Origin of the sequence: Lentibacter algarum, from assembly GCF_018860975.1 — a bacterium.
In the GTDB taxonomy this organism is placed as follows: domain Bacteria; phylum Pseudomonadota; class Alphaproteobacteria; order Rhodobacterales; family Rhodobacteraceae; genus Lentibacter; species Lentibacter algarum_A.
On record NZ_JAHKQI010000005.1, the window covers coordinates 207,617 to 231,992 of the forward strand.

Annotated in this window: 30 protein-coding genes; 21 read left to right on the top strand and 9 right to left on the bottom strand. The window is 57.4% G+C overall.

Annotated elements, in window-relative coordinates:
• Window positions 1-7 precede the first annotated feature (7 nt).
• Genes KO498_RS05360 through KO498_RS05370 form a run of 3 tightly spaced genes read right to left on the bottom strand, consistent with a single transcriptional unit; the run spans window position 8 to window position 2,459 of the window.
• On the bottom strand, window positions 8-751 hold the full coding sequence (locus KO498_RS05360) for a formylglycine-generating enzyme family protein (RefSeq protein ID WP_215958856.1): 744 nt from the start codon (window positions 749-751) through the stop codon (window positions 8-10).
• 4 nt (window positions 752-755) lie between these two features.
• A complete protein-coding gene (gene nirK, locus KO498_RS05365) occupies window positions 756-1,973 on the bottom strand; it encodes a copper-containing nitrite reductase (RefSeq protein ID WP_215958857.1) in 1,218 nt (405 codons plus the stop codon).
• A gap of 54 nt (window positions 1,974-2,027) precedes the next feature.
• Window positions 2,028-2,459 (bottom strand): pseudoazurin, encoded by a 432-nt coding sequence (locus KO498_RS05370; protein WP_215958858.1) that lies wholly within the window; start codon window positions 2,457-2,459, stop codon window positions 2,028-2,030.
• Between the two features lie 150 nt (window positions 2,460-2,609).
• On the opposite strand from KO498_RS05370, the gene KO498_RS05375 reads away from it, so the two are divergent.
• A complete protein-coding gene (locus tag KO498_RS05375; RefSeq protein ID WP_215958859.1) occupies window positions 2,610-3,299 on the top strand; it encodes a Crp/Fnr family transcriptional regulator in 690 nt (229 codons plus the stop codon).
• On the opposite strand, the gene KO498_RS05380 is transcribed toward KO498_RS05375, so the two are convergent.
• Window positions 3,300-3,509, bottom strand: coding sequence for a DUF1858 domain-containing protein (locus KO498_RS05380; protein ID WP_215958860.1), 210 nt, complete (start codon window positions 3,507-3,509; stop codon window positions 3,300-3,302).
• A 137-nt stretch (window positions 3,510-3,646) separates the two neighbouring features.
• On the opposite strand from KO498_RS05380, the gene KO498_RS05385 reads away from it, so the two are divergent.
• The 8 genes from KO498_RS05385 (at window position 3,647) to KO498_RS05420 (ending at window position 10,123) form a co-directional block, all read left to right on the top strand.
• Window positions 3,647-4,099 carry a c-type cytochrome gene (locus KO498_RS05385; RefSeq protein WP_215958861.1) on the top strand — a complete coding sequence of 151 codons (453 nt, stop codon included), beginning with the start codon at window positions 3,647-3,649 and terminating at the stop codon, window positions 4,097-4,099.
• A 123-nt stretch (window positions 4,100-4,222) separates the two neighbouring features.
• Entirely contained in the window at window positions 4,223-5,572 is a 1,350-nt protein-coding gene (locus tag KO498_RS05390; RefSeq protein ID WP_215958862.1) for a cbb3-type cytochrome c oxidase subunit I, read from the top strand.
• Between the two features lie 3 nt (window positions 5,573-5,575).
• Window positions 5,576-6,373 carry a CbbQ/NirQ/NorQ/GpvN family protein gene (locus KO498_RS05395; protein WP_215958863.1) on the top strand — a complete coding sequence of 266 codons (798 nt, stop codon included), beginning with the start codon at window positions 5,576-5,578 and terminating at the stop codon, window positions 6,371-6,373.
• Between the two features lie 5 nt (window positions 6,374-6,378).
• Window positions 6,379-8,274, top strand: a complete 1,896-nt coding sequence (locus KO498_RS05400) for a nitric oxide reductase activation protein NorD (RefSeq protein WP_215958864.1) — start codon at window positions 6,379-6,381, stop codon at window positions 8,272-8,274.
• A gap of 1 nt (window position 8,275) precedes the next feature.
• Window positions 8,276-8,452, top strand: coding sequence for a protein NnrT (locus tag KO498_RS05405; protein WP_215958865.1), 177 nt, complete (start codon window positions 8,276-8,278; stop codon window positions 8,450-8,452).
• On the top strand, window positions 8,449-8,676 hold the full coding sequence (locus KO498_RS05410; RefSeq protein ID WP_215958866.1) for an NnrT protein: 228 nt from the start codon (window positions 8,449-8,451) through the stop codon (window positions 8,674-8,676). Before KO498_RS05405 ends, KO498_RS05410 begins: the two co-directional genes overlap by 4 nt.
• Window positions 8,673-8,930: a DUF6522 family protein gene (locus KO498_RS05415; protein WP_215958867.1), complete on the top strand. Its 258-nt coding sequence runs from the start codon at window positions 8,673-8,675 to the stop codon at window positions 8,928-8,930. The genes KO498_RS05410 and KO498_RS05415 overlap by 4 nt, the downstream gene beginning before the upstream one ends.
• Window positions 8,927-10,123 carry an NnrS family protein gene (locus tag KO498_RS05420; protein ID WP_252731284.1) on the top strand — a complete coding sequence of 399 codons (1,197 nt, stop codon included), beginning with the start codon at window positions 8,927-8,929 and terminating at the stop codon, window positions 10,121-10,123. The genes KO498_RS05415 and KO498_RS05420 overlap by 4 nt, the downstream gene beginning before the upstream one ends.
• Here KO498_RS05420 and KO498_RS05425 read toward each other — a convergent pair.
• The gene (locus KO498_RS05425; protein WP_252731285.1) at window positions 10,101-10,394 is read right to left on the bottom strand and encodes an I78 family peptidase inhibitor; all 294 of its coding nucleotides are present in this window, start codon (window positions 10,392-10,394) and stop codon (window positions 10,101-10,103) included. The two genes, KO498_RS05420 and KO498_RS05425, sit on opposite strands and share 23 nt — an antisense overlap.
• Before the next feature lie 149 nt (window positions 10,395-10,543).
• Between KO498_RS05425 and KO498_RS05430 the strand changes: the two genes are divergently transcribed.
• The 11 genes from KO498_RS05430 to KO498_RS05480 all read left to right on the top strand — a co-directional run bounded on the left by KO498_RS05430 (window position 10,544) and on the right by KO498_RS05480 (window position 19,648).
• Window positions 10,544-11,674, top strand: a complete 1,131-nt coding sequence (locus KO498_RS05430) for an S-(hydroxymethyl)glutathione dehydrogenase/class III alcohol dehydrogenase (protein ID WP_215958868.1) — start codon at window positions 10,544-10,546, stop codon at window positions 11,672-11,674.
• A gap of 236 nt (window positions 11,675-11,910) precedes the next feature.
• The gene (locus KO498_RS05435; protein WP_215958869.1) at window positions 11,911-12,987 is read left to right on the top strand and encodes a hypothetical protein; all 1,077 of its coding nucleotides are present in this window, start codon (window positions 11,911-11,913) and stop codon (window positions 12,985-12,987) included.
• 5 nt (window positions 12,988-12,992) lie between these two features.
• Window positions 12,993-13,193 carry a hypothetical protein gene (locus KO498_RS05440; RefSeq protein ID WP_215958870.1) on the top strand — a complete coding sequence of 67 codons (201 nt, stop codon included), beginning with the start codon at window positions 12,993-12,995 and terminating at the stop codon, window positions 13,191-13,193.
• Window positions 13,186-13,404, top strand: a complete 219-nt coding sequence (locus KO498_RS05445) for a hypothetical protein (RefSeq protein ID WP_215958871.1) — start codon at window positions 13,186-13,188, stop codon at window positions 13,402-13,404. The genes KO498_RS05440 and KO498_RS05445 overlap by 8 nt, the downstream gene beginning before the upstream one ends.
• Window positions 13,397-14,539, top strand: a complete 1,143-nt coding sequence (locus tag KO498_RS05450) for a hypothetical protein (protein WP_215958872.1) — start codon at window positions 13,397-13,399, stop codon at window positions 14,537-14,539. Before KO498_RS05445 ends, KO498_RS05450 begins: the two co-directional genes overlap by 8 nt.
• A gap of 22 nt (window positions 14,540-14,561) precedes the next feature.
• The gene (locus KO498_RS05455; RefSeq protein WP_215958873.1) at window positions 14,562-16,496 is read left to right on the top strand and encodes an AAA family ATPase; all 1,935 of its coding nucleotides are present in this window, start codon (window positions 14,562-14,564) and stop codon (window positions 16,494-16,496) included.
• A 47-nt stretch (window positions 16,497-16,543) separates the two neighbouring features.
• Window positions 16,544-16,966 carry a hypothetical protein gene (locus KO498_RS05460; RefSeq protein WP_215958874.1) on the top strand — a complete coding sequence of 141 codons (423 nt, stop codon included), beginning with the start codon at window positions 16,544-16,546 and terminating at the stop codon, window positions 16,964-16,966.
• A gap of 85 nt (window positions 16,967-17,051) precedes the next feature.
• Window positions 17,052-18,395 carry a DUF6638 family protein gene (locus tag KO498_RS05465; RefSeq protein ID WP_215958875.1) on the top strand — a complete coding sequence of 448 codons (1,344 nt, stop codon included), beginning with the start codon at window positions 17,052-17,054 and terminating at the stop codon, window positions 18,393-18,395.
• A gap of 19 nt (window positions 18,396-18,414) precedes the next feature.
• Window positions 18,415-18,690, top strand: a complete 276-nt coding sequence (locus KO498_RS05470) for a hypothetical protein (protein WP_215958876.1) — start codon at window positions 18,415-18,417, stop codon at window positions 18,688-18,690.
• Between the two features lie 10 nt (window positions 18,691-18,700).
• Window positions 18,701-19,357 carry a DUF1523 family protein gene (locus KO498_RS05475; protein ID WP_215958877.1) on the top strand — a complete coding sequence of 219 codons (657 nt, stop codon included), beginning with the start codon at window positions 18,701-18,703 and terminating at the stop codon, window positions 19,355-19,357.
• A 108-nt stretch (window positions 19,358-19,465) separates the two neighbouring features.
• Complete coding sequence (locus KO498_RS05480; RefSeq protein WP_215958878.1) at window positions 19,466-19,648, top strand: hypothetical protein; 183 nt, start codon at window positions 19,466-19,468, stop codon at window positions 19,646-19,648.
• Here the strand turns inward: KO498_RS05480 and KO498_RS05485 are convergent.
• On the bottom strand, window positions 19,595-20,344 hold the full coding sequence (locus KO498_RS05485) for a sulfite exporter TauE/SafE family protein (protein WP_215958879.1): 750 nt from the start codon (window positions 20,342-20,344) through the stop codon (window positions 19,595-19,597). The two genes, KO498_RS05480 and KO498_RS05485, sit on opposite strands and share 54 nt — an antisense overlap.
• On the bottom strand, window positions 20,341-21,474 hold the full coding sequence (locus tag KO498_RS05490) for a citrate/2-methylcitrate synthase (protein WP_215958880.1): 1,134 nt from the start codon (window positions 21,472-21,474) through the stop codon (window positions 20,341-20,343). The genes KO498_RS05485 and KO498_RS05490 overlap by 4 nt, the downstream gene beginning before the upstream one ends.
• Window positions 21,475-21,510: 36 nt before the next feature.
• Between KO498_RS05490 and KO498_RS05495 the strand changes: the two genes are divergently transcribed.
• On the top strand, window positions 21,511-22,362 hold the full coding sequence (locus KO498_RS05495) for a phosphate acyltransferase (RefSeq protein WP_215958881.1): 852 nt from the start codon (window positions 21,511-21,513) through the stop codon (window positions 22,360-22,362).
• Between the two features lies 1 nt (window position 22,363).
• On the opposite strand, the gene KO498_RS05500 is transcribed toward KO498_RS05495, so the two are convergent.
• Entirely contained in the window at window positions 22,364-23,428 is a 1,065-nt protein-coding gene (locus KO498_RS05500; protein ID WP_215958882.1) for an acetate/propionate family kinase, read from the bottom strand.
• On the bottom strand, window positions 23,428-24,375 hold the full coding sequence (locus KO498_RS05505) for a phosphate acyltransferase (RefSeq protein ID WP_215958883.1): 948 nt from the start codon (window positions 24,373-24,375) through the stop codon (window positions 23,428-23,430). The genes KO498_RS05500 and KO498_RS05505 overlap by 1 nt, the downstream gene beginning before the upstream one ends.
• Window position 24,376 lies beyond the last annotated feature (1 nt).

The following is a 24,376-nucleotide window of genomic DNA, read 5'->3' on the forward strand; positions in this document are numbered from 1 at the left end:
TTTGCGGTTAGCTAACGTCGGCAACCAGCCGCATGCCGAGGTGTGCGGGGGGCGCTCCGACGGCGCAACCGCCGCGAGCAGGATCACGGATCAGATAGGACATAACCGCTTCGTGTTCTCCGCCCATGATGTAGGCAGGGCAGCGGGTGATGTCGATTTCTGCGCCTTGATCACTGGCGCCTGCATAGCAGTCACTTGTCCATTCCCAGACATTTCCGCTGAGGTCTTGCACACCTGTTGAGGTGCTGGCGAAGGAACCACTTGGGCGCAGGGCGCGACTCGTGCGGTTGGCATCGGTGAGGTAGGTCGAGGCCCATGTGAGCGATGGGTCGGTGAAGATCGGATCGGGCTCTTCTGGCATGACTTCAGTTGCGAGTTCTTGCCATTCGGCGGCTGTTGGCAAGCGCCAAGCGGTTTGCGAGCTGGCATTGATCCAGTTGAGATACTGCATGGCGTCAGGGTAGCTGATGCCTGTTGCGGGGTAATCATCCTCGGCTTTCTGCGCAGGAATTTCGAGCGTGCATTTTCCAGCTCTATGGCAAGCTTGCCACTGTGCGACCGTGACTTCGCGGGTTTGCACCGCGAGTGTTCGGCCGTTTTTCAGGGTGACTTCCTGGGTTTGAAATCCGGGTGAAGCGACAGTATCGGGCCTAGACAGAAACAACGCGAACCCGACAAAGCAAGCGACCAAAGCTGCACCGACTGCCAGCGTTTTGACAGGAAAACTCGGGTTTTCTTTGGTCGCTTTCACTGGTTTAGACCTCAAACTCGCGTGGTGCGACGACCTGTTCCATCAGCCCGTTGTCCCATTCGCCTTCAACAACAAAGTGAGCGGTTGCGCCAAGGAGGGCAGCTTCGATCAGGTTGTGATTGACGTAGGCGTAAACGCCGGGTTGCTCGAATGTATACATCGCGGCCATGGCGGTTCCGCCACGCACGAACCATGTTTCAACGCCAGTCAGAGGTGGGGTGCTGAAGGATGTTTCCCAAACAAAGTTGCCGTGTCCGCCGATAAGGTGTGGTCGGCTGTCGCGGTTGGCTTGGTTGTGGATCATCAGCACGGTTTCACCGACGTTGAACTTAAGCGCGTTCTCACCGGTGATCGCACCGACTGCGCCGTTGAAGACAGAGTGAGTCGGCTTCAGGGTGCGCATGGCGTCGAGGCTGTCGTTGTAGTCGTCGCCAGCGGCTTCATAGGTTTTGTAGGTGCCGTCATCGTCCATCGGCAGGTAATAGTCCTGCTCGCCGATATAGGCGATTTTGTCATACTTCAGCTGGTTGCCGTCTTTGTCTTTGAGGCCGTCGCGTGGGAGCACCATGACAGCGCCGTTCATGCCGTGGGCAACGTGATAAGGGATCATCGCGCCGCCGGGGGCACAGTGATACGTGAAGCAGCCGGGTTTGGTTGCTTTCCAGCGCAGCACGGTTTCTTCGCCGGGGTAGACGTGAGTAAGGCCACCGCCACCAAGCGCGCCTGTTGAGGCGTGAAAGTCGATGTTGTGCTCCATCTGGCTGTCAGCCGGGTTGCGAAGGGTGAGTTCAACCATGTCGCCTTCGTGACAGATGATCAGTGGGCCGGGCACAGAGCCGTTGTATGTGAGCGCCCAGACAGAGGCGCCGGTGTCTTCGTCGACGACCATCAGGCGCTCGCTGGTTTCCATTGTGATCTCGATGATCTTCGGGCCGCCTGTCGCGACTTGCTCATGCGCGGGCGCATGGGGCGGTGCGACGAGCTCTTGCTTGACGCGGGTGTAGCCTGACAAGTCAGCCGGTTTTGCTGTTGTGTCTTTCGCTTGCTTGGCTGCGGCTTTGTGCAGGTTGCTTGAAGCGAGGTTGGCTTTGTTCAGGCTCGGGCGGCGCGGTGCGGATGTGGCGGCAACGCCTGTCATCGCGGCGGCACCTGCGAGCAGAGAGCCGCGCAGCACATTGCGGCGGCTGGTTTTCATAAGGCCGGAGTTGATGAACTTTGTCATAACGTGTTCCTTTGTTGGCTGGTTTGTTGAGTAAACTGGCTGACGTTGAGGGCTTTAGAGGCCGCTAAGCGCGTCTTCAAAGCGCTGTTTGGCTTTCTTGGGGATGCGTCCTTCAAGGAAGCTTTCCGGGGCGGTTTCTTCGTCGCCAACGGCGATGACCATCACCATGCCCATGGCAAAATGCGGCTTGCATTTGACGCCATAAAACCCGGGTTCGGTGAAGGTAACTTCGATTTCCTGATTGATCTTGCCTTTGAAGGTTTCAGCGCCTTCGGGCATCATGTCTTCGATTGACTCGGCGTTATGGCCTTTGTCGGAGGCGAGGAACTTGACGGTGTCGCCGGCCGCAACGCGCAGGCCTTGCGGTTCAAAGATCATCCGGCCGTCTTCACCTTTGTTGAGCATTTTGACTTCAAATGTCTCGGCAAAAGCTGTGCCTGCGAGGGCAGTGATCACGGCGGCAGTTGTCATTAAGGTGCGGAACATCTTGTTTCCTTTCAGTGTTCAAATTATTTGAATTGATCTTATGCTGCATTGCCGCGAAAAACGTTGTGCAGGCGCAAACTTCGGGTTGTTGGCTAGCAGTCAGCGCGAAACTCCTTTAGACTTGTGTGAAGCGAACTGGGGGCAACGATTTTGCAATCACTTGACGAAAGCCTTTTGGCCCCTTTACCGCCGTTCTCGCAGCTTGAGCGAACGCAGATCAGAGAGATTCTTGATCAGGCCAGCAGCAAGCGGCTTGATGCGGGCGTCGCGGTGTTTGAAGAGGGCGCTTCTGCCGAGAGGTTTTTTCTGCTGCTTGATGGCACAGTTCGCGTGATCAAAATAACGCCTGAAGGCGACCAAGTGACATCGCTGCATATTCCTGCGGGGCAGTTGTTCGGTATTGCGCCCGCGCTTGGACGCGACACCTATCCGGCAACGGCGATCGCGGCATCTGAAGTGCTGTTTTTGTCATGGCCAGCGAGTGTTTGGGGCAAGTTTGTCGCTGACTATCCGGGGTTTGCCAGCGAAACATACAAGACCGTCGGCACAAGACTACAAGAGATGCACTCCCGCATTGTCGAGATGTCGACGCAGCATGTCGAGCAGCGCATTGCACGGGCTTTGCTGCGCTTGGTAAACCAATCCGGCAAGCGGGTTGGCGACGGCATCGAGATTGATTTTCCGATCACACGGCAGGACGTTTCAGAAATGTCGGGCACGACGCTGCACACGGTAAGCAGGCTGTTGAGTGCTTGGGAAAAGAACGGGCTGGTGAGCAGCAAGCGCAAGAAAATTGTGGTGACAGACCCACACCGGCTTGTTGTGTTGGGCGGAGCCTAGCTAGCTGTTGATGGCTTGATGCAGCTCGGCGCGGAAGCTGTCTTCATCGAGATTATACTCGATGCAAGCGTCGATAACAGTATGAAACGGCGCGATCATACACCCTACGCAAACCATGTTGTGACGCATGAAAACCGCGGTCGTAGCTGGCCAGCGAGACAGCAACGTGTCCAGCGGCAAATCAGGATCATCGAGGCAAATGCGGCTCATGTCATGCTCCCTCGCGCTGAATGAAGTGCTGCCTGACTAAACCTCTCTATCGTTGTGAACGTTGCGCTTGCGCAAACTAGGTGGCGCTTGTGGCTGGTATTGGCTGTCTTGATTGCAAAACAATGGGAGGCTGAAGGATGGCCGAATTCCTGACCAAGTCACGGGCGCGCAATATTTTCTACGCAGGATCACTGTTCTTTGTGGTGGTCTTCATTGTGCTGACTGTGAATTCACACCGTTACGTTGTGAACGTTTCAACCGCCGGAATGCCGCTGAGTGAAGAAGTCATTCATGGCAAGGAAATCTGGGAGCGCCACTCTTGCATCAACTGTCACTCGCTGCACGGGGAGGGCGCTTACTTTGCGCCTGAGCTAGGCAATGTGATGACGCGTTGGGGCGTTATGGAAGACGCCGAGGACGCCGCGGACACGCTGCAAAGCTGGATGGAAAGCCAGCCAAGCGGCATTGAAGGGCGCCGGCAGATGCCGCTTTTCGAGCTCACGGATGAGGAAGTTCGGGCGCTGTCCGAGTTCCTGCGTTGGGCTGACCAAACCGACACACAGGGCTGGCCGCCCAATGACGCGGGTTAAAGCATTTTGCATTCAATCTGGGCTACAGATTTGGTGCAAAACGCCCGCAACACTGGAAAGACGTGGGCCTTCTCCATTTTCCCTGATTCAGGAAAAACGAAAAGGCTTTAAGGAGATATCGCTATGAAATACCAAACTCAAAAAGTCGCATATGCCTACTTTGCTTGCGCAATGGCCCTCTTCGCCGTTCAGGTGCTTGGCGGGCTTGTCGCGGGGTGGATCTATGTTTCACCCAACTTCCTGGCCGAGCTGTTGCCGTTCAATATTATCCGGATGATTCACACCAATGCGCTGATCGTCTGGCTGCTCTTGGGTTTCTTTGGCGCGGCTTACTTTCTGGTGCCTGAAGAATCCGAGCGCGAGATTTACTCGGTCAAGCTGGCTTACATTCAACTGGCGATCCTGATGATCGGAACGTTGGGCGCGGTTGGCTCCTACCTTGTCGGCATTCACGGCGGTCGCGAGTTTCTGGAGCAACCTTTGTGGGTCAAGTTCGGCATCCTTGTCGCGGCGCTGATCTTTTTGTTCAACATCTCGATGACGGTGCTGGCCGGCAAGAAAACCGCGATCACCAATGTGTTGTTGATGGGCCTTTGGCTGCTCTCGCTTTTGTGGGTGTTTGCCTTCATCAACCCGAGCAACCTGAGCTTGGACAAGATGTATTGGTGGTTTGTTGTTCACCTTTGGGTCGAGGCGACGTGGGAGCTGGTTATGGCCGCGATCCTTGCGTTTATCCTGCTCAAACTCACCGGCGTTGACCGTGAAGTTGTTGAGAAATGGCTCTACGTTATCGTCGCCACGGCGCTGTTCTCGGGAATTCTTGGCACGGGGCACCACTTCTACTGGATCGGCTTGCCGGGGTATTGGCAGTGGGTCGGGTCTATCTTCTCGACGTTTGAGGTGATCCCCTTCTTTCTGATGATGAGCTTTGCTTTTGTCATGGTCTGGAAGGGGCGCCGCAACCACCCCAACAAGGCGGCGCTACTATGGTCGCTTGGCTCGTCAACCGTGGCCTTCTTCGGGGCGGGTGTCTGGGGCTTTTTGCACACGCTGCACGGGGTGAACTTTTACAGTCACGGCACGCAGATCACCGCCGCGCATGGGCACTTGTCGTTCTACGGTGCTTACGTGGCGATGAACCTTGCGATCATCACCTACGCGATGCCGATTTTGCGCAAGCGCGAGCCATACAACCAAGTGCTCAACATGGTCAGCTTTTGGCTGATGACGGGCGGCATGGCGTTTATGACCTTTGTGCTGACTTTTGCTGGCACCATCCAGACACACATGCAGCGCGTGGTTGGTGACTACTACATGGACGTGCAGGAAAGCCTGTCGATCTTTTACATGATGCGCTTTGGGGCAGGCCTTTGTGTTGTCATCGGTGCGCTGTTGTTTGCCTATGCAACCCTGGTCGTGCGCAAACGCGAGATCATTGAGCCAGGCCCTGCTAACCCTGTTGCGGGAGAGTGAGCCATGAATGACATGAGCACAGTTGCGCCCATTCCGCATTACCATCCGACAGGGCAGGAATGCGTGCTGTTTGAAACCGCGCAAGCCATGCGTTTGCCCCTTCTTTTGAAGGGGCCGACGGGCTGCGGCAAGACGCGCTTTGTTGAACATATGGCCGCCAAGACGGGGCGCAAGCTTTACACTGTGGCTTGCCATGATGACCTCTCGGCAGCTGACCTCATAGGGCGCTACTTGCTCAAAGGCGGCGAGACCGAGTGGGTTGACGGGCCTTTGACGCGGGCGGTGCGCGAGGGGGCGATTTGCTACTTGGATGAGATCGTTGAGGCGCGCAAAGACGTGACTGTGGTGTTGCACCCGCTCACCGACAACCGCCGCACCTTGATGATTGATCGCACCGGTGAAGAGCTGCAAGCGCCTGAGGGCTTTATGCTCGTGGCGTCTTACAACCCGGGATATCAGAACGTGCTCAAACGGCTCAAGCCTTCGACACGGCAGCGGTTTTTGTCGGCGAGTTTCGACTTTCCCAAAGCCGATATCGAGACTGATGTGATCGTGCAGGAGAGTGGCATTGATGCCGCGCGTGCTGCGGGGCTTGTGCGGCTAGGCGGAGCGATCCGGCGGCTTTCGGGGATGGACCTGGAGGAGGGTGTTTCGACCCGTTTGCTGATTTATGCGGCGGTGCTGATCAACTCTGGCATGTCGTTTGAAAACGCCATCGAAGCGGCGGTGATCGAGCCTTTGAGTGATGACGCTGACATCCAACAAGCGCTGCGCGACCTTGTCGCTGTGACCTTCGGGTAAGCGCTATGAAACTGCACCCGCTTGACTTGATGGAGCCGGAGGAGACTGTCGGCAAGCTATGGCATAACATGGCCGAGGGTGTGGGCGCCGAGCAGCGGTTTGAGGAGGCCGCTGTGAGTTTTGCCGAGCTGCGAAGTAGCCTAGCTGTGCTGTTTCGCGGGCTCGGCGGGGCGGCGGATGTCGAGCTGTCGGAAGCGGCGGCAGAAGTTGTGCAGCACCGGCGCAGTTTGCGGCGGCGTGTGGCTGTCGAGCGCGACAAGGTGCATATCGCCAGCTTTGACGGTGAGCGGCTGCGCCTGCCGCCTGTGATCGACTGTTTTGAAGACAGGGCGCACAACCGGGCGGCTTACTTCTGGCTGGTTGCTGTTGCGGCATTGGCTGATCTTGAGGCGGTGCCTTTGCCTTCCTCAAAGCTTGATGCCTGTGCCTTTGATGCGGCGCAGATCGCGGCAAACACGCTTGCGGCCGATCGTGCTTACGAGCGCTGCGCAGGCTTGCGAGCGGTTTATGCAGAGCTGACGGCGGCCTGTTTAGCGTTGCGCCCACGGCAAAGCCTTCCAGCGGCAGAGGCCGCCGTTGAATGTGCCATCCGCAATCAGCTTGACGGGCAGTGTTGTGATGCCGAGTTGCCCCTTGAGGCGCGTAGTTACACGCCGTTTCAGCCGGTGCCTATATGGCTGCGGTTTGTGGCGCCCGAGGCGGCTGAAGTTGCGGCCGAAGCGGGAGAAGCTGACGCTCCGCCTGCTGCTGCGGCTTTGACAAAACGCAAGCTGGGCCTGCGCAAAGACCACGGGGAAGCCAACCGCAAGGACAGCTTTATCATTCATAGGTTCGAGTCGATCCTGTCGTGGGTTGAGTCGATGAACCTCAACCGCTCGGTTGATGATGACGACGACGAGAACGCCCAGAAAGCGGCGGACGATCAAGACAATATCACGCTGAGCAAGGTCGATAAGCGGGCGGCAACACGGCTGCGGTTGCACCTTGATCTGTCGCCAGCAGACGCCGAGCACGAGAAGCTTGCGGGGGAGTTTACCTACCCCGAGTGGAACATGCGCAGTCGCAGTTATATGGCCGACCACTGTCGCGTTTTGGAGGCCCCACCGCAAGAGAGCGGCGAGGGGTTTGCGCCCAATGAGCGGCGGATGCGCGAGGTGCGCCGCCAGTTTGAAGCGCTGCGCCCGAAGCGGATATTGCGGCCCAAGCAGATCGACGGGCAAGAGCTTGATCTTGATGCGCTGATTGCCTCGCGCGCCGAGATTATTGCCACGGGGCAGGGCAGTGACCGGATCTGGCAGGCGAGCCGGATGATCGAGCGTGACCTTGCAGTTGCCTTTCTGGTTGATACCTCGCGCAGCACCGAGGCCGCAGTTGGCGAGACTTCGGTGATCGACGTGGCGCGTGACACCTTGGCAGCATTGGCGGGCGGTATTGATGCGGCGGGTGATCGGTTTGGTATCTGGGGGTTTTCCTCGCTCAAACGCGACCGGGTTTTTGTGACCAAATGCAAGGGTTTCGATACCGAGATGTCGCCGGAGGTGACCCGCAACATCGGCGCGCTCAAGCCTTGCCACTACACCCGCCTAGGCACGGCGATACGCCATGTCAGCGCACAGCTGGCTAGGGAAACTGCGGCGCGTAAATTGCTGATTGTGATCACCGATGGCAAGCCAAACGACCTTGACCACTATGAAGGCCAGCACGGCATTGAAGACAGCCACATGGCCGTGCGCGAAGCGCGCCGCGCAGGGCAAACGCTGCATGGGGTGATCATTGACGAGGACGGGCAAGACTGGTTTGCGCGTATCTTCGGGCGCGGCGGCTTTTCGCTTTTGCCCAACCCTGCGCGGCTGACGCGCGCACTCCCCGATATTTACCGACACCTTACACAGGAGACATGAGATGAAACGTTTGTTCCTTTTTATCGTGGCCAACGCGCCGATGACAGCTATGGCCGCCGACTTTGACAGGCCGATCCCACAGGCGCAATCGGCCACGGCCGAGATCTGGTTTGCCGGCGCTTCGCTGGCGTTGATCGCGGCTTTGGCTATGGTCGCGCGGCTGGTCGCAAGACGGTGAAACGCAGCGGCTGGCCCACACGCAAGATTGCAGTCGCGCTCTATCCTTTCGGGGTTGGCGCGGCGGCGGTGAATGTGTTCTTTGCTTCCTTGATTGGCAGTTGGGCCGGCCTACCTGTGCTCACGGCGTTTTGGTCGATCACCCTTGGGGCATTGATTGCCATACCAGCGACATGGGCTTTTGCGCGCCACATCCGAACTCTTATGGACAGGTCAGAGACATGAAGATCGACATGCACCCAAGCAACCCGACGATTGACGCGAGCGACCTTGCCGAGGCGTTTGAGACAACACCCGAGCAGGTGCAAGCCTTGATGCGTGACGGGAGCATGACCAGCCGTTTTGAAACCGGAGTTGGCGAGGATACAGGCACACATAGGCTGACGTTCTGGTATGGCGGCAAGCGGGTGCGTTACACCTGTGACGCTGAGGGGCTGGTGCTAAAGCGATCGCGGGTGAAGACGGGAGCAAGGCCATGAGCACGTCAGAACAAATGCGGCAATGGACGGGGCCAGCTGTTTTCACTTACGGGTTCAGGCCGTTCTTTTTGTTCGGCGCGTTGTGGGCGGCGACTGCGATGCTGCTTTGGATACTGATGCTGAGCGATATCATGCAGCTTCCGACGCGGCTTGACCCTGTGTCTTGGCATGCGCATGAGTTCCTGTTCGGCTATCTCGGCGCGGTGGTTGCGGGCTTTTTGCTTACAGCAGTGCCGAACTGGACGGGGCGCTTGCCTGTGGTTGGCTGGCAGTTGGCGGGGCTGTTTTTTCTGTGGGTCTCGGGGCGGGTCTTGCTTGCTGTCTCGGAGCTTTTGCCACTTGGGTTGCCCGAGCTGGTAGATCTGCTGTTTCCCTGCATCCTTGGGCTGGTGATCTTGCGCGAGATCATCGCTGGTAAGAACTGGCGCAATCTGGCGGTGCTGGCCTTGCTCGCGGCTTTCACCGTGGCGAACGCGCTGTTTCACCTTGAGGCTGCGCGTGGCGACTATGCAGCGCAGGGCTTCGGGCTGCGCGCCGGTGTTGCGACGGTGGTGATGATGATCTCGTTAATCGGCGGGCGTATTGTACCGAGTTTCACGCGCAACTGGCTGGTGAAGGCGGGCGTTGCCGACTTACCGGTGCCGCCGATGCAGAAGTTTGACAAACTGGTGCTCGTGGCAACGTTGATTGCCTTGCTCTGTTGGGTGGCTTGGCCAGTATCGTTTGAGACGGGCGCGGCGCTTTGCATCATCGGGGTTATGCAATTTGCTCGGTTGCTGCGTTGGAAAGGCTACCGCACCACGCGCGAGCCGCTTTTGGCGGTGCTACATCTGGCGTATTTGCTTGTTCCCTTAGGTGCAATGGCTGAAGGCTTGGCGCTGCTGAGGCCTGAGACGATAGCACCTGTCGAAGCGCAGCACGTGTGGATGGCAGGGGCCTTTGCGCTTATGACGCTCGCGGTCATGGCGCGCGCTACGCTTGGGCATACGGGACAGGAGCTGACAGCAGGTGCCGGAACAAACGCAATGTTCGCTTGCGTGATTCTGGCTTTGGTTTGCCGCGTTGGTGCTAGCTTTTGGCCTGACGCGGCGCGCGGGTTTTACTCTGTGTCCGCGGTGTTCTGGATCGTTGGGTTTGCAGGGTTCGCGGCCCTCTACGGGCGCGCGCTGCTTACCCGCAATCAAGCGAAGTGATCTTGCCGGCTTTATCGGTGTGCACATTCAACCGCTCGGGGTTGTGGTCCATTGTCATGGCTGAGTCGGGGGCAAGTATACGCACTGGGTGACCTGTGCCAAAGTCAACATCAGCCGCGACCATTCCGACGACAAAGGAAAGCTCTTCAACGCCGCAGGTTCCGGCAGAAGTCATCGGCGCCTGTTGTTTGGCGGTCAGACTTTCGGTGATCTGGCAGGAAGACAAAGCGGCAACTGTTGCGACACTGGCGACGATACTTACAAAACGCATAACAAAACTCCTGATGCTGTGTGTGGTTTAAGGTTTGCCTGCCGGACGCATAAGGGGAGTATTGCGCCATTGCTCCCCATAATTCAGTTTGCATTGGCGGCATGTTTCGCTCAATCATCGTGATGACTTTGTTAGGGAAGGAAAGACTCATGCGGACACGCGCAGCTGTAGCTTTGGAGGCGGGCAAACCGCTTGAAATCATGGAAGTGAACCTTGATGGCCCGAAAGCGGGCGAGGTTTTGATCGAGGTAAAGGCGACAGGTATTTGCCACACCGACGAGTTCACCCGCTCGGGCGATGATCCTGAGGGCCTCTTCCCAAGCATTCTCGGCCATGAAGGCGCTGGCATTGTGCTGGAAGTCGGCGAGGGCGTCACAACGCTAGAGCCAGGCGACCATGTGATCCCGCTCTACACGCCTGAATGCCGCGAGTGTCATGCTTGCCTGTCTGGCAAAACCAACCTCTGTACAGCCATCCGTGGCACGCAGGGGCAGGGTCTTATGCCTGACGGCACAACGCGGTTTAGCATGCTCGATGGCACGCCGATCTTTCACTACATGGGTTGCTCGACTTTCGCCAACCACACCGTAATGCCCGAAATCGCGCTGGCGAAAGTGCGCAAAGACGCGCCGTTCGAAAGCATCTGCTACATCGGCTGCGGTGTCACCACAGGCATCGGGGCGGTGATCAACACAGCCGGCGTTGAGATCGGCTCGACTGCGGCTGTCTTCGGGCTCGGCGGCATTGGGCTTAACGTTATTCAAGGCCTGCGCATGGCCGGAGCTGACAAGATCATCGGTGTTGACCTTAACGACGACAAAGAGGAGATGGCCCGCAAGTTCGGCATGACCGACTTTGTGAATCCCTCAAAAATCAGCGGCACAGTCACCGAAGAAATCATCAAACTCACCACCACCGAGCAAGACGCATTCGGCGGCGTTGATTACAGCTTTGACGCAACCGGAAATGTCAAAGTGATGCGCGACGCGCTTGAATGTTCGCACCGTGGTTGGGGCGTCTCCGTGATCATCGGGGTTGCGCCAGCTGGCGCCGAGATCAGCACACGGCCGTTTCAACTGGTGACAGGCCGCGTCTGGAAAGGCACAGCCTTTGGCGGCGCTAAGGGGCGCACGGACGTGCCCAAAATGGTCGACTGGTATATGGACGGAAAAGTCGAGATCGACAGCATGATCACCCACACCATGCCGCTCGAAGAGATCAATACTGCCTTCGACCTGATGCACTCGGGCGAAAGCATCCGCTCGGTCGTGGTCTACTGAAACTTGACCAACACCTGAGCTTTTTCTTGGTCTAAATATCCCGGGGGTACGGGGGCTGGCCCCCGCAGGATCGGATCGTGCTTGCACGATCCGATAAACCTGCACGCCAAACACCGGTTCCTCTTTCAAAACGCGCGTGATTTTGCAACACTGTGGGTAAAATCCTCTCGGATTCAATGTAAAGTGCATTAACACTCCCCATATGAAGCGGGAGATTCACAGAAAAAGGATTACAAATGGCCAATTTTGAAGCCCAGGTTCGTGAGAGCCAAGCGCAGGTTGAAGAGGCGCAGGCAAAGATTTCCGAGTTGACAGGGCGTATCGAGACTGCGCGCGCCAAGATGGCGACGGGCGAGGACGCTTCCATCGACATCGAGAACGCCACGCTTGACGAGGTGCATGCCCACACCGACCTGATGAACGCCAATATTGCCGAGCTGATCATGGGGCTTGATGACGTCACCAGCGCATTTTCCCAAGATTTCGAACAACTGCGCAGCAAAACCGGTTGGGAGAGCTTTGTTGGTATTTTCAGCAAGGCCAAAGCCGACAGTATGCGCGGCGAGCGGATCAAAACCGCCAGCATCGACGACAAGCTTCAGGATTTGATCTCAAAGTCCGACATCATCACCCAATTGTTGCAGGGGCAGCTTGAGACGCTCAACGAGCAGAAGGTGAAGGTTTCTGACAACCTCACCGGAACACTGGACGAGCGTGAGTTCACGGTTGGTGAACTGGAAAGCCTGCGCAGTGAAATTCTTGCGCTTGATCCGAAGATCATCGCTTTGGAAAACAAGATCGCTTCCGAGCAAGACGCCGCGGCGCGCACCAAGCTTGAGACAGAGCTGGCCGACCTCAACACCCGCTACAACGAGATGGTGCAGGAAGAGCAAGTGAAACTGGCCAAGTCGCAAACGCTTGAGCGTTATATCGAAAAGGGCAAAACCTGGATCGACTCGCTGCAAAACCAAGCGGCGACGCAGATGGTTTTGATCAACAAGCTTGAGACCGACACCAAGCAGCGGGTTGTGCTGTATGATGCTTTGACCAAGTCGTTGAAGACCGCGCAACAGCAAGACGTTGCGCACCGGATCAACGAGATCGGCGTGCAAACCGACCAAGAAGCGCAGGCTTCTATGGCGGCGATTGGCACGGCGACGAACAAGCGCATGGCCGACATGATGGAAGCCCACGAAGACCACATGGTCTTTGCGCGCGATGTGCTGGAAGCCAAGGCAAAAGCCGACGAACGCTTTGCCCGCCGCTTTGAGAAGATCGTCGAGAAGCACGACAAGAACCTCTACGGAGGTTGAGGCCAGTGCGGCGTCTCTGGGTTGGCATTGTAACGCTTTGCATCGTGGTCGTTGTGGTGCTCAGCTTGGGCGATTTGTTTGGCCTCAATGCTTGGGCGTGGTTTGACGGCCTCGGCTTCGGCACGGTTCCCAAGGGCATCGGGCTGATCGTGTTTTGCGCGCTGGGCGGCCTCGCGTATTTGATGGAAAAGAGACGAGATGAGTGATCAGAAACAGCCGGACAAGCCGCGCCTAATAGGGGCGCCGAGGAGCTGGCTTGAGTGGGCTTTGCAAGTCGCAGCGACGGGGGTTTTTACCGCTGGTGTCGCCTACTTCACAGAGTTCAGCAACGGGCTTTTGGCCCTGGTTTTTGTCGGTTCTTCAGCAGGCACAGCGTTTAGCCTCTGGCGAGAGCAAAAGGCGCATGTGGATGAGTAACACGCAAGACCGCCGTGATGATATCACTCAAGACCGCGACCATGTGGGGCTGAAGGATACTTTTGCCTCCCGCCGTTATTTTCGCAAGTTCGAGGCGATCACCCAGCACCTAAACCGCGTTGCGGCAGTGATGCAGGGCGAGGGGCGTTTGGCCGAACGCGATGTCGAGATCCTCACACGCTACATTGTGCAAATGAGCTTTACGTTCAAAGCTTTGAGCATGAAATATCTGATGGCTGGCCGTGGCAACCGCATTGGCGGGGTGCTGAGCATGGACCGTGTCGAGAGCGGCTTTCCGGTGTTCAGCGAGTTGATGCTGATGGCCAATGACGCCCAACAAGCGGCGCGGCATTTAGAGAATATGCCGAGTGTGGACGCGCTTAAAGACGAGATGGTGCGCAAGGTTGTTGGCGACCGCGAAGTGCCGGTGAAGTTGCAGTATGCGCTTAGCCAGAGGCTCTATTATGAAGAGCTGCTCAAGGGTGACATGTTTTGGGCACGCAATGATCCGCGCGCGATTTGGGAGCATGGCCTCGAAGGCCGGCGCACTTATACGCTGCACTGGGCGGTCTATGATAGCCAGATCAACTTGCCGACTGTTTACATTCTGGATGTGGAAGACACGGGCCGCACAGCGCTACCGAAAGACCAGCGCCGCTGGCCGGAGGCACAGGCGCATTTGATGGGCCAGTCTATGGAGGGGCTGAAACTGCTGACGATTGCCAAGGGCTTTGACGAGGCGTTTGACGATTTGCACCCCAAGCGGCTGCGGCGGTTTCACATCGGGCCGATGTATTCCTCGGCATTTACTTTGCAATCCGGGCCAATGCGTGACGTGTTGCGCGAGGCCAAGTCGCCAGCGGGCGAAGACTGGGCACTGGCCTGGACCATCGAAGAGCTTGAGAGCGAGCGCGTGACCGAGGCGCGCTCGGGGTGGTTTGGAACTGTCGAGCGTGAGGTGTTTGCGTTAGACCCTTTCGCGGGGCGGGGCGCCGACACGGGGGCGACGCGCATGGAGCGCGCGATTATCATGCCGCAACGGCCGTTTGCTGTCTTGGAAGAAAAACAGCCAGCAGGTTTTGCAAGCGTGCGCAAATTTGTAGTGAGCAAATCGGGCGCTGTTTTGAGTGTTTGATAAAAATATAATGGGGTGAATCATGAGCCAATCAAGTGATCAGATGGAGCTTCGCGAGGAAGACATTACCAAGCATTACGCTAGGGCTGTTGCCATGCTTGAGGGGTTTGATCATACGCCGCGCATCGGCAAAGGCGCGGCTGAGGCGCCAGTTGAGAAGTCTTCCGGGCTGGGCACAAGACGGCGGTTTCGCAGCACGACGCCGGGGCTGGTGACGAAGCGCACGGCGCGGCCAGAAGGTGTGCAGCTGATTGCTCGGGTTGAGGCTTCTGATGGCGATGATCCGCTGGTTTCCTCTAGCCAAGCAGGGGTGTTGCAGGCGCTCAGGCGCGCGATTGCGATTTCGCTGGCGGTTGCCGAGAATTATGCTGAACAGACGGAGCTTGCAGATTTGAAGCGGGCGAACCTTGAGGGCGGTGTGCCACGCGGAAAGGAAGATGCCTTCTCTGAATTGCTGAGTGCCGAGGCCTTGGTAACGGCGCATGTGTTTGGCAATGCGGCGGCATTTTTGCTGGCCTCAATGGGCGGCGAAGTGACTGTTGAAGTTGGCGAAGTTGACGAGCTTTTGACCGAGAGCGGGCAGATGGCTCTTTACGGTGCGCTTTGGGAGCTTGACCAAGACATCGCGGCGCATGCTTCGGATGATAGCAAGCTGGTAGCTACGGTTGCGGCGTTTGCAGAGCAGTTGATGGAGAAGGCAGCTTTGCGGGCGCAGTCGGCTGTGCGGCTTGAGCCGTTTTTGGCGGCGAGCTGGCGGGTTGAGGCAGATGATTTTAGCGTGCAGGGCTTTACGCCTGCGCTGCGCTCAAAGGGCAGCAAGCTGACGATGACGTTCAAGAAGCCCAATGAGGTTGTGGGCAACCATATCGCCAAGTATCAGGCGCTTCGTTTGAGCAAAATGCTGATGGCCTATGACTTTGAGAAGCGGCTCAATCCGTTTGCCGACCTTGGCGGTTTTATCTTTACCTTCATGGGTGACGGCAAGCCCGGGACGGGCAAGACCACGCTTATTCAGATGATGGCTGGCTTGCTGAATGACTACTGTCAGGTGGCGGGATATCCGTTCCGATACCAGAACCTGAGCACCGACAATATTGACAGTTATCAGGGCAAGTCAGGGCAGAACGCCAAGGCGTTTATCAACAATATCATTGATCCGAATGCGATTGGATTTGGCACGATTGACGACATTGACCAGCTTGCTGGCAAGCGCGGCGACAGGCAGTCTTCAGCTGGGCAGCTCGAGATCACCGCTGTCTTGATGGAGAGCTTTGCGGGGGCCAATACGGTTGTGCGCGGGAACTGCACGTTCGGGATGTTTAGTAACTACCCCGAAAACGTGGATGATGCTTTGCGCCAACGTGCGGGGGCAAGGTTCCTCGTGGATGGGCCGAAGACGCGGGACGACTACATTGATATCCTCGCGCTGTTGATGGGCAAGAACCACGATATTCCGCTGGGCGAGCACGAGCTTTACGCGGCGCAGGAGATTAAGACAGCCGTTGCCAAGAGCTTTGAAGCGCACTCAAAACCGCATGAGGCGGGCTTGCTTGAGGTGTTTGATCGGGTGCATTCCGAGATTGGTGAGCTGGACACGATTGCCAAGATGGGCACGTATCTGAAGGGCATCCAAGAAGCCGACGAGCGCTTTACGGGGCGTGCCATCAAGAACATCACCGACGCTGTGAAAGTGCGCGCGATGGACTTTGAGCTGCCGGATGAGTGGATGGAAAACCCCGAGCTGTTTTTGTTCAAGGGGTATGATGACAAGAAGGCGATGATTTCTGAACTGCGGGTGCCGATCACCACCGAGATGGTGATCCAAGAGATCAACCGCTACGCCGACAGCGAGTTCCGCTATGCCGACAAGTCAGACGAAGTCGCGATTGAGAACATGGTCCGCGAGTTTGGCCGTCAGGAAGAGGCGAAGAAAAGGTATTTGGAGGGGCAGGGGTGAGGTTGAGGGTAAACTTAATCGCTACGGTATTAGTGCTAGTTTCGCTGGTGACGTTTCCAGCATTTGCGAAACAGAAGGTTTCTCAAGAAGAGAGAGCAGAAATTTCTCTACTCGTTCGAGGCGCACGTGCGCACTTGGCGTGCGCGCACCTTGCGATCATCGCAGAAATGCCAATTCCAATCATAGAAAAGCATTCGGAAGAAGGAGAAAAATTGGCGACAGGCTTCTTTGAAAAAGATGAATTTTCGCCAACTACAGTTGCTGAACAAAGGGTCGCGATTATGTTTCTTCTGAACAAGCCGATTCAATTTAGGTTGGGAAACCTCTGGGCTGACGTGGAAGACGAAGTGAGAAAGTCACTCGGCCAAGATTTGAATGAGCCGCGCCGATTGTTCGAAACTTTCTCGAAAGATATGGTTCAAGCCGAGTTCGTAGAAAGAAACTGTGAATTGCTCAAGGTCACCCCGTGAAAATGCAGTTTCAAACTCCCGTGCCTCAAGCAGAAATGGATATTTGTGTCCCGTTCGTGATCGATTCCAACGCGAAAGGCAGCCTATGAAACGCCTAATTGAACGCGGCCTTATGTTTGGGAACCTTATCCATGTCGACAGCCCTGCGCTGGTCGAGCGGTATAATCGTGCGCTTGAGCATCTGACGGGGAAGCGCACGAAGCTTAAGGACTTTCATATAGACATCAGCGGATATTCTCCCGAAGTGGGTGATGAGCTGGGCGATCAGCACTACCTCAATCAAGGGGGGTGCAACCGGCAGTTTATTTTGTTGAGCACAGAACAACGCACTGCGCCGCTTTTGCATGTGCAGTTCTCGACATCACGTGGCATTTTACGGCAGTTCATCGAGGAGAACGAGCGGCAGTTGTTTGCTCTGACGGCGCGGGATGCTGTTGCGGGGGAGTTGCTTAACTCGGTTTACAGTGTCGCGGAGCCGGTGCAATTGTTTGACATTCGCAAGATCGAGATCGAGGCGGATACGACGGAAGGCACCGTGCGCGAGGGCGAAAAACTGGGCAAGTTGATCGACCGTTTCAAAGGCGAGGAAGACGGCTGGTTTGACGATGTTTTGATTGCCGAGATGATCGAAACTGCAAAGGGCACGGGCGATGTTGTGCGCAACCCTGTGCGGCTCACGGCCCGGGAGTTTGCCCAAGACAACTTTTGGACGGCACATTTTGGCGGGCTCTACATGTTTCGCGGTGTTGAGCACCCTGCCGTGATTGCCCGCACGGATAAGGCGGCGCTTGGCGACTTGCCTATCAAATATGTGTTTGATCTGGACGACCGAAACCAAGTTGCGAAGTTCTTTGAATACAATGACTTGGTTGAGCCTATCGTGAAAGCACGCGGCATAGATGCGGCGGCGATCTTGCGGCAGAAAATGGACTTTATCGTTGTTGATGCGGCGCAGGAGGCAGGTGTTGATCTGACGGGCGCGCGGCGGGCAGACATTCGTGCTTTGGGGCGCTCGCATGCTGACAAACTGCCTGCCGAGTTTCATGCGCTGGGTGACTTGGTGAACTGGGCAGAGGGCGGCGGCAGTTGGCCGCGTATAACCAGTGACCACCCTGCATATTTTTACACGCTCAGAGCAGCAAACCACGCCGACCGTGACCTTGTGAACATGCTGCTCTCGGAGCTGGCACCAAAGGATGTGCGGCAACTGTTTATTTGCCACAAAGAGCTGTTTTACCAGATGTATGCTGACTGGAGCGAGACCAAGAAATCATTTGTGGCCGATTTTCTGCAACGGGAATATGCTGTAGACAAGGCAGGCGCGCGCGAGGCGCTGTTCGGGCATGAAGCCCCGATGAGCGACGATGACGGTGCCGTGCCACAAGATTTGATTGCCAAGGTCGGGCCTTGGGGCGCTGTAAAAAGATGACTGGGAGGAGGGGGCGAGGATGAGCTTTGTCAGATTGATGTTGCTGTGGGCCGTGGGCTGTAGCGTGATCTATTTTGCGGTGTCGATCTTTGCACGCAGCCTGAGGCGCGAAGCCTTGGAAAAGCGCTGGCGTGCGGACAACGCCGGTGCTGACGTGAGCGGGCGCGAGGCCTATGTAGAAGAGGGCATGACACACTATGAGGCGGGGCCGTGGCCTTGGGTGCTAAGAATATGCATCTACCTTGTGCCTCTGTTTTTCATCGCCATCGTTCATATATTTACGACATATTATTGAGGATTAAGAGATGCGCCAGATACGCCGGGTTTTGCGGATTGCTATTTTTGTTTTGGTTGCGGGGCTGTTGCACTACGTTCTGCCGCAGCATGATGTTGCGCGCGTGATTTCGACGGAAGTGATCAGAACGGACTTCTCAAGTATCAACAGGATGTTTTATGCGCAGGCTGACGGCGGCGCTGCCGAGTTGGCAACGCGCGACTTGCGGTTGATCAACGTCGAGAAAAAGAACACCTGGCTGCTTGGTTTCTGGCAGCGTGACAGCACAGAGGTGATGGTCTATCGCAACGAGGACACCGGCTGGATCTGGCCGCCGTATTTCAAGTTTGACACGGCAAACCTGCAGGCAGCGGCGGGGGCCAATGTGACCACAGCGGGCGCTGAAAAGTGGGTTGTGATTACGCATTATGGCTGGCGCAATAAATACATTTCGATTTACCCGAATGCGATTGATATACGCCCTGCGAGCGGCCCTGACGAGCGGGTGATCCCTTGGTTCAACATTTTCTTTTTTGTATGCTTGTTCTTTGCACTTCTTATGATCCGCGCGATGTGGCGGCAGTTTGTCGAGCGCACGGTCGACCCGACAATGGAAGCGCTTGAAGGCGGCTATGACGAGCGCAAAAGCCGCGTGCAAAAGTGGCTGGATAGCTGGCGGAAGAAATGAGTATTTTTGCCAAAAGAAAAGCCTAAGGGTTTATGAGCAAGCGAGCGACTATCCCGGAGGCGTTTAGGCAGGCAGCTGGGGCGGCGGGCATGTGTTTTTGACGGGGTTATGCCAGAGAATGATGAAGCGCAGTTTCGCCCGGCGTTTGAGAAGATCAGGCTGGTGCTTGCCGAGGCTGGATGCGGGCTTGATGCCGTGGTTGAGATGACCAGTTATCATGTTGGATTGCGCGAGCATTTAGAGCAGTGTGCGCATCAGGCCGAAGAGGCCGAGGCCTATAAGCAGGGTTAAGCAAAACGGGCGGTAATAGCGCTCGTATTCGGGCTTGAAGTAGGTGCGGCCCAGCAGGACTCCAGCGAGCATTGGCACTGCGAAAATTGCGAAGCGGGTGAGCGCGAGCGTGGTGATCATGCCATAGAGGATCTGCCACAGGAACGTGAGAGAGCCGCCGATGAAGATGATCAAGATCAGCGAGCCACGCATTTTTTTGGGCGGCATTTGCAAGGCTAAAGCATAAAGCGCGATGACCATGCCGCCGATGCTGGCAAGGCCTGTCACGAAGCCCGAAAAGATGCCTGTTAGGAATGTCGGCACCGGGGATGTCGTGAGCGGCAGGCGCACCTTGGCGAGTTGCAACAGAGCAAGCCCGACGACGAGGCAGAGTGCGACGAGTTTTGACAGTTCAGGGTCGATCGTGGTCGTCAGATACAAACCTGTTGGCACGCCAATGAGCGCGCCAGCTTGCAGGGTTAAAGCCATGCGCTTGTTGGCCTCGCTGAAACCTCCACGTATCAGCAGGGCTGCTGAGGCAAGCTCAAGCATGGTGCAGACGGGGATCAGCTCGACAGGTGGGATCATGGTGGCGAGAGCAGCCATGATCAGCGCCGAAAGAGCGAAGCCGGCAAAGCCACGCACGACGCCTGCTGTGAAGACGGCGATGAGGGCGAAGGCGAGCTCGAGTGTGGTAAGTTGTGCGAGTGCTGTCACCGGTTTTTCATGCTCACGTAGTCGCGCATTTCCGGCCCGTTATACAGTGTCAGCGGGCGGATCAGGATGTTGCCGCGCTGTTGCTCGATGCATTGGATGATCCAGCCGGGCATACGGCCGATGGCGAAGATCGGCACGTATAGATCCATCGGGATACCGTGCAACTGGTAGATGACGCCTGAGTAGAAATCGACGTTTACGTTAAGGCCGTGGCGGGCGTAGGGCTTCATCGCGTCGACAACCCCTTGAAGGATTTCATACCATTCTGGTGCGCCCATTTCATCGCCCAACTGCTTGACGCCATCACGCATGTGGCGCGCGCGCGGGTCTTCGGCGCGGTAGACGCGGTGCCCGAAACCAGTGACAGCCTCGCGGTTGGCGCGCTTGGCTTTGACGTAGGCGGCGGCCTTGTCCGGGGTGCCGATTTCGTGCACCATTTTCATCACGTCTTCGGCGGCGCCGCCGTGAGCCGGGCCTGCGAGCGTGGCGAGGGCTGTGACCATGGCGCCGTGCAGGTTTGCTTCGGTTCCGACGGTGACGCGGGCCGCAAAGGCCGAGGCGTTTGCGCCGTGTTCGGCGTGCAGTATGAAGTCAACATCGGCGAGCTTTGCAGCGGCTTCTGAGGGCTTCTCGCCCTTGAGCATGTAGAGCCAGTTTGCGGCGTGACTTAGGGTGTTGTCAGGGGCGACGGGTGCGCGGCCGTTGCGGATGTTTTCATGTGCGGCGATGATCATCGGCACTTGCGCGGTGAGGCGGATTCCGTTGCTGATGAATGCCTCTTCGCCGGTCTCTGCGCTTGCCGGTTCGAGTGCCGCAAGGGCCGAAACACAGGTGCGCAACACGTCCATCGGATGCCCCTGTTGTGTGCTGCGGATGATATCATAGATCGCGTCGGGTAGCGTGCGGGCGGCTTTGAGCCTGGCTTCAAATGTGGCAAGTTCGTCGGCGGTTGGCAGCTCTCCGTTGATCAACAGGTAGCAAACTTCTTCAAATGTCGATTTGGTCGCAAGGTCATGAATTGAGTAGCCGCGATAGCTGAGTTCGCCTTTCGCACCGTCGATATGAGAGACGCCGGAGCGCTCGAAGTAGATGCCTTTGAGGCCGCGATTGATCTTGACGTCTGTGCTCATAGCTGGCTCCTTTGAGGGCAGTATACAGGAGCATACATGCAGTTTTTAGAGAAAGTTTTTGATGCAGCTAAGGCACGGCCTGCGCGTGTTGTGTTTCCGGAAGCCGATGAGCCACGAGTGGCTGAAGCGATGTCGCAGCTTGCGGCCGAGGGGCTCTGTGTGCCTGTTGCTTTGGGGGATGTGAGTGAGGCGCAGGTTGCGGCTTTGGTTGCCGCGCGAGGCATGAAAGAAGCCATGGCGCGGCGGCTGCTTGCCAAGCCGCTATACCAAGCGGCGGCGATGGTTGCTTGCGGCGAGGTTGACGCGATGGTCGCGGGGGCGGATAGCCCGACCAAGCGGGTGATCGAGGCGGCGGCGATGGCGATTGGGCCTGCGGAGAATGTTGCGACCGTGTCGTCATTTTTCGTCATGCTCTTCCCTGATGGACGCGAGTTGCTGTTTGCGGATTGCGCAGTAAATATCGCGCCTGACGCGGGCGAGCTTGCCGATATCGCGCGTGCTTCAGCGGCTTCAGCCAAGGCATTGTTCGGGCGGAGCGAGGTTGCGATGCTCTCGTTTTCAACTGGCACAAGCGGTGCGGGCGAAAGCGTTGAGCGCGTGAGGGCGGCGGCCGAGTTGGCGGGTTTTAGCGGGCCAGTGCAGGCCGATGCCGCCTTGAATGCGGTGATTGCCGAAAAGAAGGGAGCGGGAACCGGCGCGGCGAATGTGCTGGTGTTCCCGAGTTTGGATGCGGGAAACATCGCATACAAACTTTGCCAGGAACTTGCTGAAGCGCAGGCTTTGGGGCCGTTTTTACAGGGCTTTGCGCGGCCGGTATGTGACCTGAGCCGTGGTGCAAGTGTTGACGACATTGTTGCGGCGACGGCTATCATGGTGGCGCTGGCGTAATTCACTTTTTCTCCATGAGCGCGCTTGCATCAATCGCGATCTGGCGCTCTTCGTCAGCGGGGACAACGTGCACGGGAACATCCCCTAACCACGCAAGCCGCGCCAAAATGCGCTCACGGATGGGCGCGGAGTTCTCACCGATGCCGCCGGTGAAAGCGATCGCGTCGACACCCTCAAGTGCGGCGGCGAGGCCTCCGGCTTGATGCACGACGGTGTAGACGAAGTGATCAACCGCGAACTGCGCTTCATCTGATGGGTCATCAAGCAGGGTGCGCATGTCGGCTGTTGTGCCGGACAGACCTAGCAGGCCGCTCTCTTTGTTGAGCAGATGTGCCGCCTTCTCGAAGCCTTCTTCTTTGGCAATGCGCAGTATAGCCATGCCGTCAATATCACCTGTGCGGGTGGCCATTGTCGGGCCGGAAAGCGGTGAGTAGCCCATGCTTGTTGCGATAGATTTGCCATCTTTGATCGCGCAGAGGCTGACGCCCGCACCGAGGTGAAGCGCGAGCAGGCGGCTTGGCAGTTGATCACCCAACTGACGCACCATGCCAGCATAGCTTAACCCGTGAAACCCATAGCGGCGGATGCCCTTCTCGCGTTGCGCGAGTGGCAAGGCATAGGTTGTTGCGAGGGCGGGTTGGCCAGCATGAAAGGCGGTATCAAAGCTGGCGAACTGCGGGATATCTGGCAGATGCTTGCTAACAGCGGCCATGCCTGCAAGCGCCGCAGGGTTGTGCAACGGGGCGAGAGGGATCATTGCTGCGATCTGCTCAAGTGTCTCGTCGGTGATGCGCGTTGGCTCGGTGAGGCGGCGACCGCCATGCACAACACGGTGCGCTGCGGCGGAGATCTGATCAAGCGTGATGCCGCGTTCAACCAGCCCGTCGAGCAGGCAATCGAGAGCCTCGTTGTGATCGGCGGTGGTGACATTTTCTTTGTGCTCACCAAGTGTCAATTTGCCCTCGGTGCCGACACCGGCGATGTTGCCTTCAACGACCAAATCAAGCGCGGCATCAAACACCGCGATCTTGATCGAGGACGAGCCGGTGTTGAGGGCCAGAAACATCAGGCGGCTCCCTTGGCTTGGTCTGCTGCGATAACGCCGAGGGCCGCAGAGGCGAGGCGTGCGGGGGCTTCCTGACTGCGCGAAGTGAGCAGGATCGGCACTTTGGCACCGATCACAAGGCCACCAGCGCAACAGCCCATGCCGAGAACGAAGAGCTTGAACAGCGCATTGCCGGAGGTGATGTTCGGGGTGACGATAATGTCGGCATCACCAGCAACGGGGCTCACGTAGCTCTTCACTTCGGCGGCGCGTTTGGAGAGGATGAGGTCCATCGCCATCGGGCCGGCGACGTCGGCTTGCGGCAGGTTCTCCTGCGCCCAAGCAGCTATTTCGGCGCTTTCCATAGTGTTGGCGATCGAGGGCGTTGCGTCTTCTGACGGGGCAAGCAGTGCGGCTTTGGGGCGGGTGATGCCGAGGGTCTGCGCGAGGGTCACGGCGTGCGTGAGGCAGGCCTGTCGCGTGGCAACTGACGGGTTCACGTTAAGCGCGGCGTCGGTGAGCAGGAGCGGGCGGTCATTGTGCGGCGTGGTGATGTGAAAGACGTGCCCACAACGGGTTTTACGATCACGCAGACCGGCTTTTGACGGCAGTAAACCTTTGAGAAACGTCGAGGTGTGCACCTGCCCTTTCATGATCGCATCAGCCTCACCTTCGCGGGCAAGCTCGGCGGCTTTGATGCTGGCCTCGGCATGGGGTGCGTGTATGAGGCGAAGCTGCGAAATGTCGTAGCCGACTTCCTCGGCTGCGGCTCTGATCTTGGCTTCATCACCGATGAGGATCGGCTCGGCAAGGCCTGCTTCGGCGGCTTCACGGATGCCAAGCAGCGGGTTAACGGCACCAGCGTTTACAAGAGCAACACGCGGCACTGGAAGGCTACGCGCTTGCGCGAGCAGCGTTGCTGGAGCACTTGGTTTTGTCGTGCTCAGGAAGGGGTATGGCTCGGTCATG